Below are 16,022 nucleotides of genomic sequence, written 5' to 3' on the forward strand. Positions count from 1 at the left end.
CGGGTAAGGGTAGGCTGCTTTGGGTGACACCTCAACTGTTTCCCAACTCCGCCGTGTCGCTGCGCCGCCACGAGAAAACTCTGAAAAACCCCTTGCGCCTCTGCACCTTGGCGGGAGCTATCTTTTCTATAATGGTTTTTTTCCACAACAACACCGGCAACACCCAAAACACCCCCACCATACTGAAAATCAAACCACCTATCGTCCCGATCGCCAGTGAGAACCAGAAAATCTCATTTTGCCCTTCTATAATAAATGGAATCAATCCAAAACAAGTGGACAAAATCGTAAGCAAAATTGGAATAGCTTTTCCGGCAACAGATTTCAAAACATTTCGATTGTATAATCCTTGACTTCTATTATTCAGGTCGTTGACGATAAAAATCCCGGCATTCACAGCCAAGCCTCCCAGCATCACAAAGGCAGCATATCCGCCTTGATCAAAGTAAAAATCAAATAGAGAAAAGATCAGAAACAACCCTATGAAACTGATTGGAATAATCGCAATGATGTAAACTGGCTGCTTGAGGTTTTCAAACAATACCGAGCAAATCATAAAAATCCCAATAATGAGCAAGCCCAATAAGCCATATTGACGCTTTTGCTGATCATAATTCCAGCTATAGGAATCCTTCTTCGCCTCATACCCGATCGGCATAGTCATCTTCATTTCGTCGAGCACTTCATCCAAATATTCATCCCCAAACTTCCTCGAACCCATGTATTCGAAAGCTACAATTCGGATGTATTGCCTGTTTTCTTTATGAAGTGAATTGGTAGTCGTTTCTTTGGTTAACGTACCATAATCGGAGACTTTGTAGATTTTATTTTCCCCTCCGATCAGTCCTTTCTGCTCCATGTCAAACTTACTGAAGTCGGCAGCATTACGTTCTCTAATCATCAAACCGTAATTTTTCTCCTCCAGTGTCAGAAAAGTCGACGTTCTCTCGGGCTTTGACATGTCCTGCAACGCAGTCAAAACCTCGTACTGGTTCGTCTGTCCCAGCGCCATTCGATTCTGATCCAAACGAAGTACATATTCCTCCGTTTTTTGCTCTCCGTAGCCAGCCCGCTCGTTTGTTTTTACTTCTTGGATTCTCTTGTGAAGCAAAAGCTTTTCTGCCAAAACATTGGCTTGCCGCTCCAATTCATCAAAATTGTAGCCCTTCATTTTCACTCGATAGCTAGGAATCTGATCACTGGAACCTCCGGTATAGAACCCTTGCCCCACACCATAGATATTCCACTGAGCTCCAGACCAATCAGTTGATTTTACCGATAGTTTCCCCTTTAGCTGATAAGGCAAAGCACCATTTTCATAGGCTTCTTTAAACGTGATTTCTATACTCCCCTGCTGGCCACTATACACTGAGGTAACGAATTGATCTATGCCTTGCACATCATCCAGGAAAGATTCGAACTCTCGCATAATAAAGTCCATCTGCTCGAGTGTATTACCAAAAGGAAGGCGACAGTAAACGTATAGCTTCGTCTTTGCAGCCTCACGATAGCCACTTTTCTCATACACTCCCCGCACAAACATCCGCATGGATCCTCCCAATGCTTTGTCTACGTAAGGACGGATTTCCTCCTGATAGAAGGTATTACCCACGGTCTTGTTGTACCACTCATGCTCATCCCATTTGGCAGGGAGGAAAAATATTGGGGTTCCAAAAAGCAAAATAAGGAAGATGATAAATGTCTTTCTGTATTTTGCCGTCCAAGCTATACTTCTTTCGTAATTCCTCAAATACTTAACACGCTTCCGCAACTTGGGAAGCGTCAATTTGCGGCCTTGCTTCACAGACTCCTTGAACATCACCTGATAGAAGGCCGGCGTAAATACCAAGGCTATCAAAAGCGAAATACCCAACATAACCGAAACTACAATGGAAAATTCCGTAAGGTTTTTGCGGTCTTCCTCTGGCAAGAAAAAGACAATCATCAATGCAGCAATGGTGGTCATGGAAGCTGCCAAAAGCGCAAGAAACACCCGACGGTTTTTGTGCTTGTGCAAGTGATCAATCATGATGATCGCATTATCCACGATCAACCCAAAACTAATCGTCAATCCTGCCAAGGAGTACATGTGGATATCTACTTTCAGGAAATAAAGTACAATCGCACAAAGGCTCAAATTTGCCAAAATCCCTAAAAAGAGAATACTCAGGTATTTGATGTTTCTATTGATAAGAAAAATGAAAACCACCAAAATCAGGATCGAGAGTCCAGATCGTTTATAGATTTTATTCAATTCCTTCTCTAAGTATTCCGTATCGTCGTTTTCCAATCGTACCTCAAACCCAGCTGGAAGTGATTTCCCAGCGTCCTCAATTGCCAATTTCAGCTGTTGCGCCAGTAGCACTTTATTCACTCCATCGCGGTTGTACACGGTAAGTGTCACCGAATTATTCCCATTGATCCTGTAGTACCTGTTCGCCTCAGCTTCTTCTAAGGTCATGCTTGCCACATCACGCAGTCGGACTTCTTTTCCGCCAGTTTCGCTGATGACCAAATTTTCCAGCTGATCCTTGTCCTGAAGTGAGCGGTCTACTTGTACAAAGAGCGTCTGACCCTCATTATTCATCACTGCACCCGGAAATGTCAACCCAAATGCACTCTGAATGCTATTGGCCAACTGATTTCTGGTGACGCCAAAAGATTGCATCTTCTGGATATCGTAGGTGACAAAAAGCTGTAAGTTATTTGCTCCCAGCACTTCCACTAGCTCCACCTCCTCGTAGCGCGTAAGCGCAGGCTTGAGGATATCCTCCGCTATTTTCTTGATTTCAAAAGAAGCAAATGGTCCATTCACACTATAGGTCAAAATCGGGGACTTCTCCTGCGAACTAGTCTGCGAAGATTGTGACACCGAAGGATAACCAACACGCTGATCCATCTGTGGGTAAATCTGCCGGATCATGCTGGAGATCTCAAACTTCTTCATCTCCATATCAGCCTTCTTGTCGAAAGTCAGCGTAATGGAGCCACTGTTGTAATTTGAACTTGAATTGATTTCCTTCAGCTCAGTTAATCTCGAGAAAGCACCTTCCAAAGGAGATGTAGCCAGCTTCTCTACAATTTCAGGAGATGCATTAGGAATGCTAAACCGCACTGATAAAATTGGTGACCGAGCCCTGGGATTCAGATCCACAGAAAGCATAGGGATCACTGCCAACCCAAGGATGGAAACGACTACAAAGACTATCAGAATTCTGAATGGAGTCATATTATGCCGTTTTCAATGATTTCTTAGAAACAGTAAACCAGTAAGCCAAAGGCACAAAATACAAGGCTGTAAGTGTACCAATAGTCAGACCCCCGATCACTGCAAAGACCAATGGGCGCTGCAAATCAGCTCCCAAGCCGCTGCTAAACACGATTGGAATCAATGCCAAAATAGTCGTAATCGAAGTCATCAAGATAGGCTTGAGACGAATCTGACCAGCTTTATGAAGTGCCATTTCCAGTGCTTGTGCGGCAGAAATATCATCCGACTCCACATAAGTTGTTCGAAGCCTATTAATGGTATCGATCTTCAAAATCGCATCATTTACCATGATTCCCAGCATCACCACCAGACCGATAGCAGACATCACATTTAGCGAAGCTCCGAAAATCCACAGCACCAAAAATGCTCCACCAATTCCCAAAGGAAGGGTAAACACCACGATCAATGGCTGGATAAAACTCTCAAACTGAGCTGCCAAAATAAAGTAAAGTAGCAACACAGATATCAACAAAATCCCAATTAACTGGCGGATATTTTCCTTATCCTTGAAATACTGACCGACTACAGTTACTCCGAGGTTTTTATCCTGTCCCCAGCGATTGTATGCACTAATGTTCTCATCCGGATTCTCAGCGGTCACATTCAGAGATTGATAAATACCTCCTTTATCAGCAGTCACATATTTGTAATGATCCTCGTATCCATATTCTACAAATTCGCCAAGAATATATGAAGTCGTATCCGAGGCCACCACTCTGGTAGTGCGAAGGATATCTTCAAACCGTGCATTTGGCTCCTTCAATCGGATTGGAGTGATCTCTCCAAAGCGTCGAATATCGGTAATCGTATAACTTCCAAATACACCTGGAAATCTGCGTTTGAATAGCATCTACTGGAATTTGATAGGTAGCCATCTTATCTGCTCGAAGCGTAAAGACCACTGAAGCTTCTTTCATCAACCCAGGTCCTCGCTCCCACTCTTGAGTTGGGATCTTGACTGAGCGCAAGGATCCATTTTATCCTCCGGAACTGGTTCCTTGGATGCCAGATCTTTCCATCTCACTTCGTAGAAAGGCATGTCAGAACTGAACAACTGATCAAAGGCATTTGGCGCATCGCCAAGCGTAAAGGATGCTTCCGTATAATTCTGTTTTAGCGTAGCTTCAGAGATCTTTGATGGCCACTTCCTTTTCTTCTACAGATGGGAAAAGGAAATAGAGAAGGATTGCTGTATGGAGTTCTCCCCATTGAAAAGTAAAAGTTCGCTTTACACCCACATCCGCTTCAGCCTGAGAATATGTTCCTTCAAGACTTTTGAGGAGCGTCACTACCCGATCTCTATTTTCTGAAGCAGAAATCGGCTCAGACCAATCCACATCAAGGGTCGCGTCCAGCTTCTCTATCTCTGGGAGCCCGGTCGTTTTTAGCATCAAGCTCTAACTCCCAACCCAAGTGGAATTAGTAATAAAAACACCAACATTGCTGTTTTCCTGCTTCCACTTATTTTGCGATAGCCAAATTCATACAATCCTAAAACCTTACTAAAAAACCTTCCCTCTCCATCATCATAGGTCTTTTTGCTGCGCGAAAACATCAGAAAATACAGCATTGGTAGCAGGATAAAAGCCACTGCAAGTGAAACCGAAAGAATCGCCGTCACAGCTACTGCCTGATCGAAAAACAAGGCGCCAGAAATCCCACTGAAAACACCAGCGGTACAAACACTGCCAGCGTAGTCAATACAGAACTGATCAGCGCTCCCATCACCTCATCCACTCCTTCTACACAAGCTTCGACAGCGGTAAACCACTTTCCCTCTTCCTTGTAATATTATCCAAAACAATGATTGCGTTATCAGTCAGCATCCCAATCCCAAGTGCCAAACCTGAGAGGGAAATGATATTGATCGAAAGATCAAAAAAGTAGAAATCAGAAAGGAAATCAGCAAGGAAGACGGCAAACTCACGCCAATTATCAGCGGAAGTCTGTAATCCTTCATAAAAGAGGAAAAGCACTGCGAAAGCGAAAACACCTCCAAAAAGTAAGGAAGTTTCCAAGTTGGAAATGGCAGCATTAAGGAGATTTGACTGATCCTGAGTGATCTCAAAATCCACCTGAGGATAATCCTCTTTGAATAACTCGATCGCCTCTTTGAGTGCAGGAATCAACTCATTCATTTTGGCGGAAGCCTGCTTGTGAACGGTAATCACCAGACTTTCCTGAGTACCAAAGGTGATACCCCAGCGTTTCCTGCGTCTCGTAATTTACCTCGGCAAGTTTACCCAATGGAATAATCACACCTGAAGATGCCGCTACCGGCAAGCTCTCAATGTCTTTTGGTGTATCAACTCTCGTCGCCAATCGAAGGTAGTAAAAACGAAACTGCCCATCCTTCACAGAAATGCCCGGAAGCTCTGAATTACCGGATTGGATCGCCGAAATCACATTTTGCTGGGGTCATACCGTAAAGCGGACAATGCCTCCTCGCTTGGCTTTACAGTGATAATCCTGTCCTTTTTTCCATTGATATCCACCAGAGAAACTCCCGGAAGCTGCTCTATTCTTTTCTTGAGGACATTTTCAGCCAGTAGACTTACTTCTACTTCATCCGCTCCTTCTTTTGGCACCACCTGCACACGAGCGACAGGAATATCTGAAGTATTGATTCGGATGACTTCCGGACGTCCCAGATCTTGCGGCAGTCCATTGGTCAATCGGTCTATTTTCTCGATTGACGTCGATGTAAGCCATACTCCATCTGCGTACTATAGCTCAAAAGTTAAGCGGATCGTCCCCACTTCTGACCCTGCTTCAGAATGGTCGATTTCCTCCAGGCCGTTCAGCGTGATCAATCCTTCTCGGATGGGATTCAGGACATTTTGCTCTATTGCTTCGGGAGAAGCATTGGGATAACTGACCTTCACCACGATTTGCGGTACGTCGATCGGTGGCAAAAGCGAAATTGGCAGCGTGCGTAGGACGATGAAGGCAAATACCATCAACGCCATAAAAGTCATAAAAACTGCAATCGGCCGGGCCAGTAAAAATCTAACCATGGCTTATTCTTTTACGATTTGAACCGGAGCTTGATGCGCAAGTTGAAGGTTATTGGAAGTGATTACGGTGCTGTTTTCTTCGAGACCATCGAGAATCTCCACTTCCTCTCCATTGTCTTTGCCCACTTCTACGTAATTCCATTTTGACTCTTTGTTCTCTATGGAGAACACTACCGCTCTTCCTGATCGGTAGACTAGTGCATCTTTCGGAACTACTAAGGAGTTGCTTTGCGGAGCACGGATTATCGCTCGGGCATTCATTCCTGGCAGGTAAGATTTTTATTTGCTGCCAAAGTAATGGATACCTGCACTAATCCACTTTCATCTACTTTAGGATTGATTCCTGTCACACGGCCTCTAAGGGCAGTTTGGGTATTGGAAATTGGATAAACCTCAGCATTTTGGTTGATGGATATCAAGCTAATCTCATATTCAGCACTTTTACTTTCAGAATGAACTCATTGGTTCCTAAATCTGGCAAAGCTCAGTACTTGCACCGACCAAACTTCCTGCTTTGTATTTGAGATCCGCCACCTGCCCTGAGATCGGGGCTTTTACGACGCTTCTATCAAATGCCATTTGGGCTTCTTTGAGCTCTACCTCACTAAGAAAGACACCGACTGGCTCGAAGTTGTTCATCTACCACCGCTTTTTGGGCATCATTATCTGAGCTGAAAAGTGTTTCAAAACCCATTTTGTGATTCATACTCAGCATTAGCATTTCTAAGAGATATTTTTGCCTTCTCCAATCTGAATTCTGCTTCTGTAGGATCCAGCGTAGCTATAACATCTCCTTTCTTGACAAACTGCCCTTCCCGGACATTTACTTCAAGTAGGTAGCCTGCTTGTTCTATTACTGCTAGAACTTCGGCGCCTGCTTCAAGTTTCCCAGTAGCATTGATTAGGTAATCGAAGCTTTTGCGCTCAGCTGTGGCGACATTTACCTCAGTGGCGGCAACTTCATTTCGAAAGGATTCTGTGGGAGCTTCTTCGACCTTTTCCTTATCTTCCTTACAGGCAGAAAATAGGACTATTAAAAAACCGAAAAGTAGTAGAGTAGAAGTTTTTCATTGAAATAGTAGTTTCAGCTAATAAGAAACTAACTAATTCTTCAATGTCAAAATATTTATTTTCAAAAGGATGTTAATGATTCTAAAAATCTGGTAAAGAGGTATCAATTTCTTTGGAAGGCGGGCTAATGGCTAGATCTACAGGCCTTAACCTCATGGTAGCAGGAGGATCGTCTCCAAAATATTCTATAAGTCTATCGATCTCCTCAATAGTTTCCACTTCGATTCGCACACGAGTAATTCCATCATCCAGCAAACCTAATTGAGTGCCTGCCGCACGGGACAAATCAATGATTCGTCTGGAAGTTTTGGAAAGTCTATCGTTAATCCTCACCCTATACAAACTCGCCTGTATCTTCCCGAGTCACTTTGACAAGGGTATTAAATGGCAAAGTTTTATGCGCTGCTGTGAGGCTATCCATATGAAAAACCTCACCATTGGACGTTTTTCTTAAGTGGAATCTGCTACGATAGAAGGTAGCGACTCCCTCTTGTATCAACAAGGCATCAGGCGGCAGTTCGGGCTGATTTGGCTCGGAAATAAGCGAAGCCACCAGAATAAGAAGCCAATTCCACATAGGTAATCTGAATTTCGCCAGCATTTCCAATAAAGATGCCAATTTATGTCAATTGTATCAAATGGCTTGCAGTAAGTCATCCACTGAAGTAACTTAGTTCTTCATTCATTTTGAGCCTACGATTATGATCAAGTCTCCACACCGCAGATTGGCATTTGGGAAAAAGACTTCAGCAAGTATTCCAGACTGGAGGAGCAAAAACTGGTTTTGGCAGAAATCCAGGAAATAGCAGATCAGGAAAATGTTGACCTGATTCTATTGGCAGGAGATATTTTTGACACATTCAATCCAGTCATGAAGCTGTAGAATTGCTGTACAAATCTCTTCGCAGGCTTTCAAAAGGAGGAAAAAGACCAATCATAGCTATCTCCGGCAATCATGATAGCACACAATTCGTAGAAGCTCCGGATCCACTGGCCCGTGAAATGGGGATCTTTTTCTATGGAAAATACGACACGGTCATCCCAATTGGCAAACTTGACAATGGTATAGAAATCACCCAATCTGATACCGGTTTTGTGGAAATGAAGCTGCCGGAAATTGACTTTCCGGTTCGCATTATTCTAGCGCCCTATGCAAATGAAGTTTCGATGAAAACTTACCTAGGAGAAGGAGATCGTGAGGAAGAGTTCGGCAATCCGTCGGGTGAGAATTGGTCGCACAAAATAGCTGAGCAATATTGCGATGAGCAAGGAGTAAATCTCTTTGCAGGGCACTTTTTCTTTATGAAAGAAGGTGAGAACCCTGAGCCTGAACCGGAATCCGAAAGACCAATTCTCCACGTGGGAGGAACGCAGGCTCTTTTTACCAGAAATATCCCTTCACAGATTCAATACGCAGCTTTGGGAGATTTCCGCATCGCTACCATTCAGTTGGTCACGAGCATTGCCCTGTAGTTTATTCCAGTTCGCCCCTCGCCTAGCTCTTTTAGCGAAGCGGATCAGGAAAAGCAAGTGGTGATCATCGAAGCGGAGCCGGGAAAACGAGTGAATTACCGTCCAATAGGATTGAAGCAAGGAAGGCCTCTATTCCGCAAAAACTTCGATAACCTGCCCGACACCTTAGCTTGGCTGGAGGAAAACCCCTATTGTTTTGTGGAACCTGACCTATGTGACTGATAGCTCCATCGAGGCGGCTACGCGAAAAGCAATTATGAAAGCACATGACGGCATCGTCCATCTGATTCCCCAGATCAAAAATCCTTTGGGAGAGAAACTCAAAGTTTGCAAGTGGAAGACCTCGGAAAAAGACATGGAAAGCCTGTTCAAACTATTTTACCAAAGTGACTAAGGTCAGGAGCCAAATGAGGAATTACTCTCGATTTTTAAAGAAGTCATCAGCCAAAACGACGAAGCATGATTCCTATCAAACTTGACATTCAGGGATCATACTCCTACAAAGAAAAGCAGACAATAGAATTTGATAAGCTGACGGCAGCGGGACTTTTTGGGATTTTTGGTGCAGTGGGTTCTGGAAAATCCTCCATTTTGGAAGCAATTCTTTTGGCGCTTTATGGAAGTACGGAACGGCTTTCTGATCGCGGAAAAGAAAAGAATAGCATGGTCAATCTCCAAAGTGATCTACTTCTTTTAAATTTCGAATTCAGCTCGGGTAAAAACAATGCAAAAACATATTTAGCACGCTATTCAGCTAAGAGAAATCCGAAGAATTTTGACGACATCAAGCCAGCTGAGCATACTTTCTATGAAAAAGTAGATGGGAACTGGGAGCCGATTTCAGCTAGGGCGGAAGAAATCGTCGGTATGGAAAAAGGAGCATTTCAAGATACGGTAATTATTCCACAGGGTAAATTCAGAGAATTGATTGACCAAAAACCTTTGGATCAGGCAAAGATGATGAAAGAGCTTTTTGGTTTGGAGCGATTTGATTTATCCTTCAAAACCGGCTTACTTCTAAAGGCTGTGAAAGAGCAGAAAATCCGTTTGGAAACTCAATTGCAGGGCTTGGAAGAATATTCAGAAGAAGTACTGATAGAAAAACAAGGTCATTTTTCTGAGCTAAAAACCCATGCAACTGACGCTTCGCAAAAGCTAAAAATTGCTGAAACTGAAATTCGGCTTCAAGAAAACCTGCGAGCTAAAAACCAGCAATTGCTGAAGTTCAGAACTGAGAGAGAAAGTTTGAATTTTCAACGTCCCGAAATTGAAAAACAGCGTCAGCTACATTCAGAATTCATCAAAGCCAAAACCCATCTTCGCCCTGTTTGGGACCTGATTCGTGACACCAACGCTGACTTGGAAAAGTATAAAGTAAGCGTAATTGACTGTGAGCGCTTTAAAATAGAGTTTGCAAAAGAAGTTGCTGATCTGGAAAAAGAAGAGGAGGAGCTCAAAAAAAAGAATCAGGAGCGACCACAAAGGGAAGCAAAAATCCGTGATTTGAAAAAAAAGTCATAGAAATCCAATCCCTAGAAACTCAGCGAGAAGTTGCGAATGCCACTTTGCTTAATTTGCAACCCTCAATAAAGATGAAAAAGAGGCTCAAAAGGCATTGGAAACAAAAATTACTGAGCTAGAAACTGAGGCGGAAACAGAAGCTATACTGACAGCTCACAATTGGCAAACCTTATTAGCTCGAGCTAAAGACTGGAAAACCCTCGAAGTTCAATTGAGCAGACTTCAATCAGAGGAGAATGAATTAGCAAAAGAAGTAAGGCGAATCGAAGACAAATTGGAAGTTCTAAAAAGTTCTATTCCTGATTGTGAAGACTCTTTCGAAAATTGGTTAACAACCCAGAAAAGCAACTATTCAAAAACTGGAGAAAGAGCGCGATATCCTGATGCAAAAGCAAGGACTTGCTGCGCATGTTCATTTGCTTCATCACGGAGAGGCCTGCCCACTTTGCGGAGCAATAGATCATCCAAGTCCACTTCAAGGAGATGATAAAAATAACTTAGCCCAAAAAGATCTTGAAATTCAGGAAGCAAAGGTGCTTTTAGATCAAATTCAAACTTCTAAATCCAGTTTCGGAGAGTTGACATTTCAGTTTAGAAAACAATCAAAAAAATATTGCCTCAAAAAGCTCTGAATTACAGAAGAAACGAAGCAAAATCTGAGCTCTTTAAATGTCATACTTTTAGCTAAAGAGGGAATAGAATCTCACGAAGCACTACTTTCGAAAATTCAGGCAATAGAAAGAAACTCTCAAAGTCGGGAAAAGCTGATCCAAGAAGTAAAATCCCTTCGCAAAACTTGGGATGCAGAGCGAATTTCGATCGATCAAATCTGAAAAGGAATTGCAACAAGCACAGTTGGCGCAACTGCAATCTGTACTATCCAATATTTCCTCGAAGAAAGAAGAAATTCGAGATATGGTTTTCTGTAAACAGTTTTTCACCAAAGAATCTGAGCAAATCCGATTTGCGATTGATAAAGTGGAAAAAGACATAGAAGACGCATTGAAATCACTGGAAGGAAAGCAAAAGCATTTGCGCGAAAAACGTAGTGTAGCGGATAAAAACTTAGCTGACTTATCAAATTTCATTCAGCTGCGTGATGACGAGTTCGACAAAGCTCGAAAAGCTAACCGCAGATTTTGAAGCTTTGAAAATCAAACATGGCTTCCAAGATGAGGAGCGATTGATTAGCTTATTGCCAGCATTCACTGGATGCGGAGAAGGTAGCTCGGGAAGTTGCGGACTTTGACAGGAAGCATGACATCGCCGAAAATAGAATTCAAGAATTGGAAGCCGAGAAAGGTGTAGCCGATTTTCAGGAAAAAGCCTTTCAGGAAATGCTAGGATCTTTCGAAAACTTAAAAACCAACGCTGAATCTTTCCAAAACCAAGTCTTATTGCTAGACAAGGAAATCAAGGAAGCAATTTCAAAACTAGCCGAAAAGAAAAGTTTGCAGGCTGACTTCGCCAAACTTGCGATCAGAGAAAGCTATCTCAAAGAATTGGACAATCTATTTCGCGGCAGTGGTTTTGTAAAGTTCGTCAGCCTCATTTACCTGAAGGAGCTTTGCAACACGGCGATGTGTGCTTTTATGAAGCTTTGCAAAAATCGACTTAGCCTGGAAATCTACTATAACAATACTTTTGGTAATTGATGTATTTGAATGAGGCAGAAAACGCCTAACGAAAACGCTCTCTGGAGGCCAGACTTTCCAAGCTTCGCTCTGTCTAGCATTGGCTTTGGCAGTAAAAGTAAAAGCCCTTGAACCAAGCTGACCAGAGTTTCTTCTTTATGGATGAGGGGTTTGGTGCCTTGGATAAAAATGCCCTTCGGGTGGTCTTTGAAACCCTTAAATCACTTCGCCACGAAAACCGGATCGTAGGAATCATCAGTCACGTGGAAGATTTACAACAGGAAATTGGCGTCTTTGCTAATGTGGAATTGGATCCTGAGCTTGGATCCCAAGTGAGTCTATCCTTTTTTGACACATAAAAAACCTCTGACAAACTGCCAGAGGTTTTTTTGAATTAAGAAAACCTATTTACAATATATACTCCTCGTTGACCCAATCAATTTCTTCCTGACGGATAGTATGATTGGAATCCTTGAAAATCGACAATTTCACTTTTGCCCCCATCCTGCTCAGTAGGGTTTCTGATTCTTTTATTCTAGAAAGGGGTACATGAAAGTCTTGCTCGCTACTTCCAATAAAGATTGGGGTGCCATCAAAATCACCACATTCTGTTTCTGAATAGTCTCACCAATTAACCCACCCGTGAAAGCGATTACTCCCGCAAGCTTCCTGAGGATTTTGTGGAGCCAACTCAAGGCTAAGACAAGCCCCCTGGGAAAAGCCAATAAATACGACGTTTTCCGAAGGAATACCAGCGGCAGCAATTTGATCCCATGCATCTTTAATAGAAGCTAATGACTCTTTTAAAGCTTTCTCATTTGCCTCATCCGGAGCCATGAAACTGTAAGGATACCATGAACCTCCTTCAGCTTCTGGAGCCAAAAGCGCATAATCATCTAGCTTAAGGTACTTCGACAGACCCAAAATACTTTCTGCATTAGCGCCTCTACCATGAATTAGAATCGCAGCTTTTTTGGCTTGATCGAAGGGAATACCTGCTGTTTTTCTTATCTTAGGCATAAGACTCTACATTTAATTTTACTGGAATCAAACTCTCCTCTAGTTTTTTGCGATTTGGTTCAGCCCATTCAGGCAGTTTAATCAACTCACCCAAGTGCGCTTCATCCTCATCAATTGCAAATCCTGGTTCGTCTGTAGCCACTTCGAAAAGAACTCCACCTGGTTCACGGAAATAGATGGAAGTAAAGTAATTTCTATCTTTCACTTCAGTCACCTGATAGCCATTTTTCATCAGCTTATCCTGAACTTGAAGTTGCGAAGCTGCATTTTCTGTGCGGAAAGCAATGTGATGAATTGTGCCTGCACTTTGCATTCCACGGCTCCCAGATTTATCAATCACTATGTCCACAATATCTCCCTGGCCCGCCAGCTGTACCATATCGAAATCTGCCATTTTCCTCTCCTATAAAACGGTAATCCATGTGCTGAGTCAGCAACTTTTCAGTCAACTCCTTAGCTCTTAGATTTAAAGTAGCTCCATAGAAACCTTTAATCGAATGCTCAATTGGCACCTGTCCATAAGACCAGCCCATTCTATCATCCTGATCATTTGCGATCAACTCAATTCCCATGCTGTCATGATCTTCAAAACGGATCAATTGATCACCAAATCTGGTCAGTTTATCTGAAACAGCAACTCCGAACTTTTTCAATCGCTCAATCCAATAATCCAAAGAACCAGCAGCTACTGAAAATGCAGTGTAAGTAACCTCCCCCGCTCCTTTGGAACCTTTGCGAGCGCCAGTAAAAGGAAAGGTAGTAAATACTGTACCAGGCCTTTCCAATTCATCTCCGAAATAGAAATGGTAAACTCCGGGGGCGCATCAAAATTGATTGTCTTTTTCACTAATCTCAATCCGAGTAATTCCGGTATAGAAATCAATATTTGCTTGTGGGTTTCCAGCAATCGCAGTGATGTGATGGATACCTGTGATTAATGATTGCATAGATTTTCCTTTCTTTTTATTATAAGAAAAGCTGCCATATGGCAGCTTTTCAGATTATCCGTTTGCTTCGACAGATTCTTCAACTTGTCTGCACTAATTGAACATTGAGGAGTAGACGAACTTGATCACTCACTACTACACTTCCCGCCTCAGTCACTGCTGACCAAGTTAGACCGAATTCCTTTCTGTTGATTTTTCCTTCGATTTCAAAGCCTGCTTTAGTTTGTCCGTAAGGATCACCAGCTACCATCCTCCCGAAATCAACATCAAATTCTACGTTTTTAGTAGTTTCTCTCAAAGTCAAATCTCCTACTAACTTATATTCGCCTCCGTTATTCTTGATTTTTCCTGAGAAAGTCAATTTAGGATGATTTTCGGCATCAAAGAAATCTGCTGATTTCAAGTGATTATCTCTGTCTTTTTGATTGGTATCAATGCTATTGATCTCTGCAGAGAATGAAACTGCTGCTCCATCGAAATCCTCAGTACGAACTTTCTGCTGAACCTTCGAATGATCTGAAATAACCTGTTACTGTAGAGATAACCAGGTGTTTTACTTTGAAAGATACTTCAGAGTGTGTTGGGTCGATAATCCATTTTGTAGTGCTCTCTATAATGTTTGTGTTTTAGTTAAATTTTTATTTGTATGATATTAATGTATAGACACGTATTAGTGTAAATTTTTTAGCCTCGTAATTTATCGAGTAGTGTATTCATCATAACTACTTCTTCCTCATTGAGTTTGATTACCTCATTGTTAAAAAGCTTCCATGTAAGCTTGTAATTCATTTAAAACCTGTAGCCCTTTATCAGTAATTACAATATCAACCTGTCGCCTATCAGCAGGACATTCCCTTCTTTCTATCAAGAGCTTAAGCTTTTAATTTATCTACCAAACGACTTGCATTTGACATTTTGTTAAGCATTCTATCCTAGAGAAGACACGGTAGTTGGAACTCCATTTTGCCCCCTCAATATTCTTAACACATTATATTGCTCTGGAGAAAGATCAAAAGGCTTTAAAATACCATTTTGAGCTGAAACCAAATAACTGTGAGTATAAAGTAAATTGACCACTAATTTATTATACGGGTCTTTGAACTCCTTCTGTTTGATTGCCTCTTCTAGACTGCCCATATCTTTTGTTATTGTATTTAATGTATATACATGTAAATATATGAAAAGGTTTCAAAAAGCAAGAAAATTTTTCACATAAACAAAAAAAAGCCTCGAATGAGGCCTTAGATGCATTAATAATATTTATTTGGTTCTACCCTGAATTTAATGGAAAGGTAAGTTGGCCGCTAAACTAATATCTACAAAAGAAAGTATAGCTTCTGTTTATTATTGAATAATTTTTCTTGAGAGAATCAACATCTGATACACCTCTCCTCCATTTTATATAGGCCTTGATCTTCGTCACTTTTTGGCGGCCAAAAAGTAACCAAAAAGCCCTGAGCCTCGGTCTTTTCTTTCCGCTGATACCTTTTTTTATTCATTTTAAACAGCAATGCAGCGGAATTTTGCTCTGGCTTTCATTCACCTAAAAATGACTGGATCTCCCTCGTGCCTCGGGAGCTAAGTCATTTTCTTAACGGTGTTCAACCCATTACAAAACCGAAAATCCCGCAAGGAGCGAAACCCCCCATCCGGATGATAACCTCCGGAAACCATCATCAGAAACAAATAACTAGTAAACTCCATTAAATCGTGGTAGTACCATTTATTTTAACCCAAGTAATTCTTCATCCAGAAGATCAACTTCTCTCAATCAGCCAGTCTCCTATTAATCGATTAACTTCTTTTGGTTTTTCTATAGAGCTACTATGCCCAGCACCGATGATTCTATGCAACTTAGACTTTGGAATACTCATTTGGATAAACTTTGATTTTATTGGTTTGGTTGCTACATCTTCATCGCCGACAATCACCATAGTGGGGCAAGTAACGCTTCCTAATTCGTGTTCTATTCCCTTTCTATAAATCACTCCTTCCACGGCCCCTGTGATATTTCTTTTATTTGCCTTCAACTGTGATTTCCAATAATCAATTTTCTGAGCGTTCAAGT

The 16,022-nt window shown here is 42.0% G+C and carries 20 protein-coding genes and 4 pseudogenes; 7 read left to right on the forward strand and 17 right to left on the reverse strand.

Annotated features, from left to right (window positions below):
• Window positions 1-31: 31 nt before the first annotated feature.
• From AC0L6R_RS17905 to AC0L6R_RS17960, 12 genes and pseudogenes are all read right to left on the reverse strand, one after another.
• Entirely contained in the window at window positions 32-3,229 is a 3,198-nt protein-coding gene (locus AC0L6R_RS17905; RefSeq protein ID WP_473272420.1) for an efflux RND transporter permease subunit, read from the reverse strand.
• A 1-nt stretch (window position 3,230) separates the two neighbouring features.
• A complete protein-coding gene (locus tag AC0L6R_RS17910; RefSeq protein ID WP_473272421.1) occupies window positions 3,231-4,121 on the reverse strand; it encodes an efflux RND transporter permease subunit in 891 nt (296 codons plus the stop codon).
• 274 nt (window positions 4,122-4,395) lie between these two features.
• Window positions 4,396-4,662: a hypothetical protein gene (locus AC0L6R_RS17915; RefSeq protein WP_473272422.1), complete on the reverse strand. Its 267-nt coding sequence runs from the start codon at window positions 4,660-4,662 to the stop codon at window positions 4,396-4,398.
• The gene (locus tag AC0L6R_RS17920) at window positions 4,662-4,916 is read right to left on the reverse strand and encodes a hypothetical protein (RefSeq protein WP_473272423.1); all 255 of its coding nucleotides are present in this window, start codon (window positions 4,914-4,916) and stop codon (window positions 4,662-4,664) included. Before AC0L6R_RS17920 ends, AC0L6R_RS17915 begins: the two co-directional genes overlap by 1 nt.
• 97 nt (window positions 4,917-5,013) lie before the next feature.
• A complete protein-coding gene (locus AC0L6R_RS17925; protein WP_473272424.1) occupies window positions 5,014-5,442 on the reverse strand; it encodes an efflux RND transporter permease subunit in 429 nt (142 codons plus the stop codon).
• Window positions 5,402-5,677, reverse strand: coding sequence for a hypothetical protein (locus tag AC0L6R_RS17930; RefSeq protein ID WP_473272426.1), 276 nt, complete (start codon window positions 5,675-5,677; stop codon window positions 5,402-5,404). Before AC0L6R_RS17930 ends, AC0L6R_RS17925 begins: the two co-directional genes overlap by 41 nt.
• Window positions 5,674-6,288, reverse strand: a pseudogene (locus tag AC0L6R_RS17935) (efflux RND transporter permease subunit). Before AC0L6R_RS17935 ends, AC0L6R_RS17930 begins: the two are co-directional and overlap by 4 nt.
• Window positions 6,289-6,291: 3 nt before the next feature.
• Window positions 6,292-6,549: a permuted SH3 domain-containing protein gene (locus AC0L6R_RS17940; RefSeq protein ID WP_473272428.1), complete on the reverse strand. Its 258-nt coding sequence runs from the start codon at window positions 6,547-6,549 to the stop codon at window positions 6,292-6,294.
• Window positions 6,546-6,707 carry a hypothetical protein gene (locus AC0L6R_RS17945; protein WP_473272429.1) on the reverse strand — a complete coding sequence of 54 codons (162 nt, stop codon included), beginning with the start codon at window positions 6,705-6,707 and terminating at the stop codon, window positions 6,546-6,548. The genes AC0L6R_RS17940 and AC0L6R_RS17945 overlap by 4 nt, the downstream gene beginning before the upstream one ends.
• A 49-nt stretch (window positions 6,708-6,756) precedes the next feature.
• Window positions 6,757-6,927 carry a hypothetical protein gene (locus tag AC0L6R_RS17950; RefSeq protein WP_473272430.1) on the reverse strand — a complete coding sequence of 57 codons (171 nt, stop codon included), beginning with the start codon at window positions 6,925-6,927 and terminating at the stop codon, window positions 6,757-6,759.
• Between the two features lie 513 nt (window positions 6,928-7,440).
• Window positions 7,441-7,692, reverse strand: coding sequence for a hypothetical protein (locus AC0L6R_RS17955; protein ID WP_473272432.1), 252 nt, complete (start codon window positions 7,690-7,692; stop codon window positions 7,441-7,443).
• Window position 7,693: 1 nt separating this feature from the next.
• On the reverse strand, window positions 7,694-7,978 hold the full coding sequence (locus AC0L6R_RS17960) for a septal ring lytic transglycosylase RlpA family protein (protein ID WP_473272433.1): 285 nt from the start codon (window positions 7,976-7,978) through the stop codon (window positions 7,694-7,696).
• A 266-nt stretch (window positions 7,979-8,244) separates the two neighbouring features.
• Here AC0L6R_RS17960 and AC0L6R_RS17965 point away from each other — a divergent pair, with 266 nt between their 5' ends.
• The 7 genes from AC0L6R_RS17965 (at window position 8,245) to AC0L6R_RS17995 (ending at window position 12,346) form a co-directional block, all read left to right on the forward strand.
• Entirely contained in the window at window positions 8,245-8,832 is a 588-nt protein-coding gene (locus AC0L6R_RS17965; RefSeq protein ID WP_473272434.1) for a hypothetical protein, read from the forward strand.
• 196 nt (window positions 8,833-9,028) lie between these two features.
• Entirely contained in the window at window positions 9,029-9,226 is a 198-nt protein-coding gene (locus tag AC0L6R_RS17970; protein WP_473272435.1) for a hypothetical protein, read from the forward strand.
• A 65-nt stretch (window positions 9,227-9,291) separates the two neighbouring features.
• The gene (locus tag AC0L6R_RS17975) at window positions 9,292-10,353 is read left to right on the forward strand and encodes an AAA family ATPase (protein WP_473272436.1); all 1,062 of its coding nucleotides are present in this window, start codon (window positions 9,292-9,294) and stop codon (window positions 10,351-10,353) included.
• A gap of 383 nt (window positions 10,354-10,736) precedes the next feature.
• Window positions 10,737-10,985 (forward strand): hypothetical protein, encoded by a 249-nt coding sequence (locus AC0L6R_RS17980; protein WP_473272437.1) that lies wholly within the window; start codon window positions 10,737-10,739, stop codon window positions 10,983-10,985.
• A gap of 169 nt (window positions 10,986-11,154) precedes the next feature.
• Entirely contained in the window at window positions 11,155-11,496 is a 342-nt protein-coding gene (locus tag AC0L6R_RS17985; protein ID WP_473272438.1) for a hypothetical protein, read from the forward strand.
• A 143-nt stretch (window positions 11,497-11,639) separates the two neighbouring features.
• Window positions 11,640-12,008 (forward strand): hypothetical protein, encoded by a 369-nt coding sequence (locus AC0L6R_RS17990; protein ID WP_473272439.1) that lies wholly within the window; start codon window positions 11,640-11,642, stop codon window positions 12,006-12,008.
• Window positions 12,009-12,115: 107 nt separating this feature from the next.
• A complete protein-coding gene (locus AC0L6R_RS17995) occupies window positions 12,116-12,346 on the forward strand; it encodes a hypothetical protein (RefSeq protein WP_473272440.1) in 231 nt (76 codons plus the stop codon).
• Between the two features lie 265 nt (window positions 12,347-12,611).
• Here AC0L6R_RS17995 and AC0L6R_RS18000 read toward each other — a convergent pair whose 3' ends face one another.
• The 5 genes and pseudogenes from AC0L6R_RS18000 to AC0L6R_RS18020 all read right to left on the reverse strand — a co-directional run bounded on the left by AC0L6R_RS18000 (window position 12,612) and on the right by AC0L6R_RS18020 (window position 16,020).
• A complete protein-coding gene (locus AC0L6R_RS18000; RefSeq protein ID WP_473272441.1) occupies window positions 12,612-13,007 on the reverse strand; it encodes an alpha/beta hydrolase in 396 nt (131 codons plus the stop codon).
• Window positions 13,000-13,954, reverse strand: a pseudogene (locus AC0L6R_RS18005) (ring-cleaving dioxygenase). The gene AC0L6R_RS18000 and the pseudogene AC0L6R_RS18005 overlap by 8 nt, the downstream one beginning before the upstream one ends.
• A 79-nt stretch (window positions 13,955-14,033) precedes the next feature.
• Window positions 14,034-14,568, reverse strand: a pseudogene (locus AC0L6R_RS18010) (YceI family protein).
• Between the two features lie 70 nt (window positions 14,569-14,638).
• A pseudogene (locus AC0L6R_RS18015) lies at window positions 14,639-15,091 on the reverse strand (MarR family winged helix-turn-helix transcriptional regulator).
• A 620-nt stretch (window positions 15,092-15,711) separates the two neighbouring features.
• Window positions 15,712-16,020, reverse strand: a complete 309-nt coding sequence (locus tag AC0L6R_RS18020) for an alpha/beta fold hydrolase (protein ID WP_473272442.1) — start codon at window positions 16,018-16,020, stop codon at window positions 15,712-15,714.
• Between the last annotated feature and the right edge of the window lie 2 nt (window positions 16,021-16,022).

The sequence above is a fragment of the Algoriphagus sp. 10J20-15 genome (assembly GCF_055809615.1).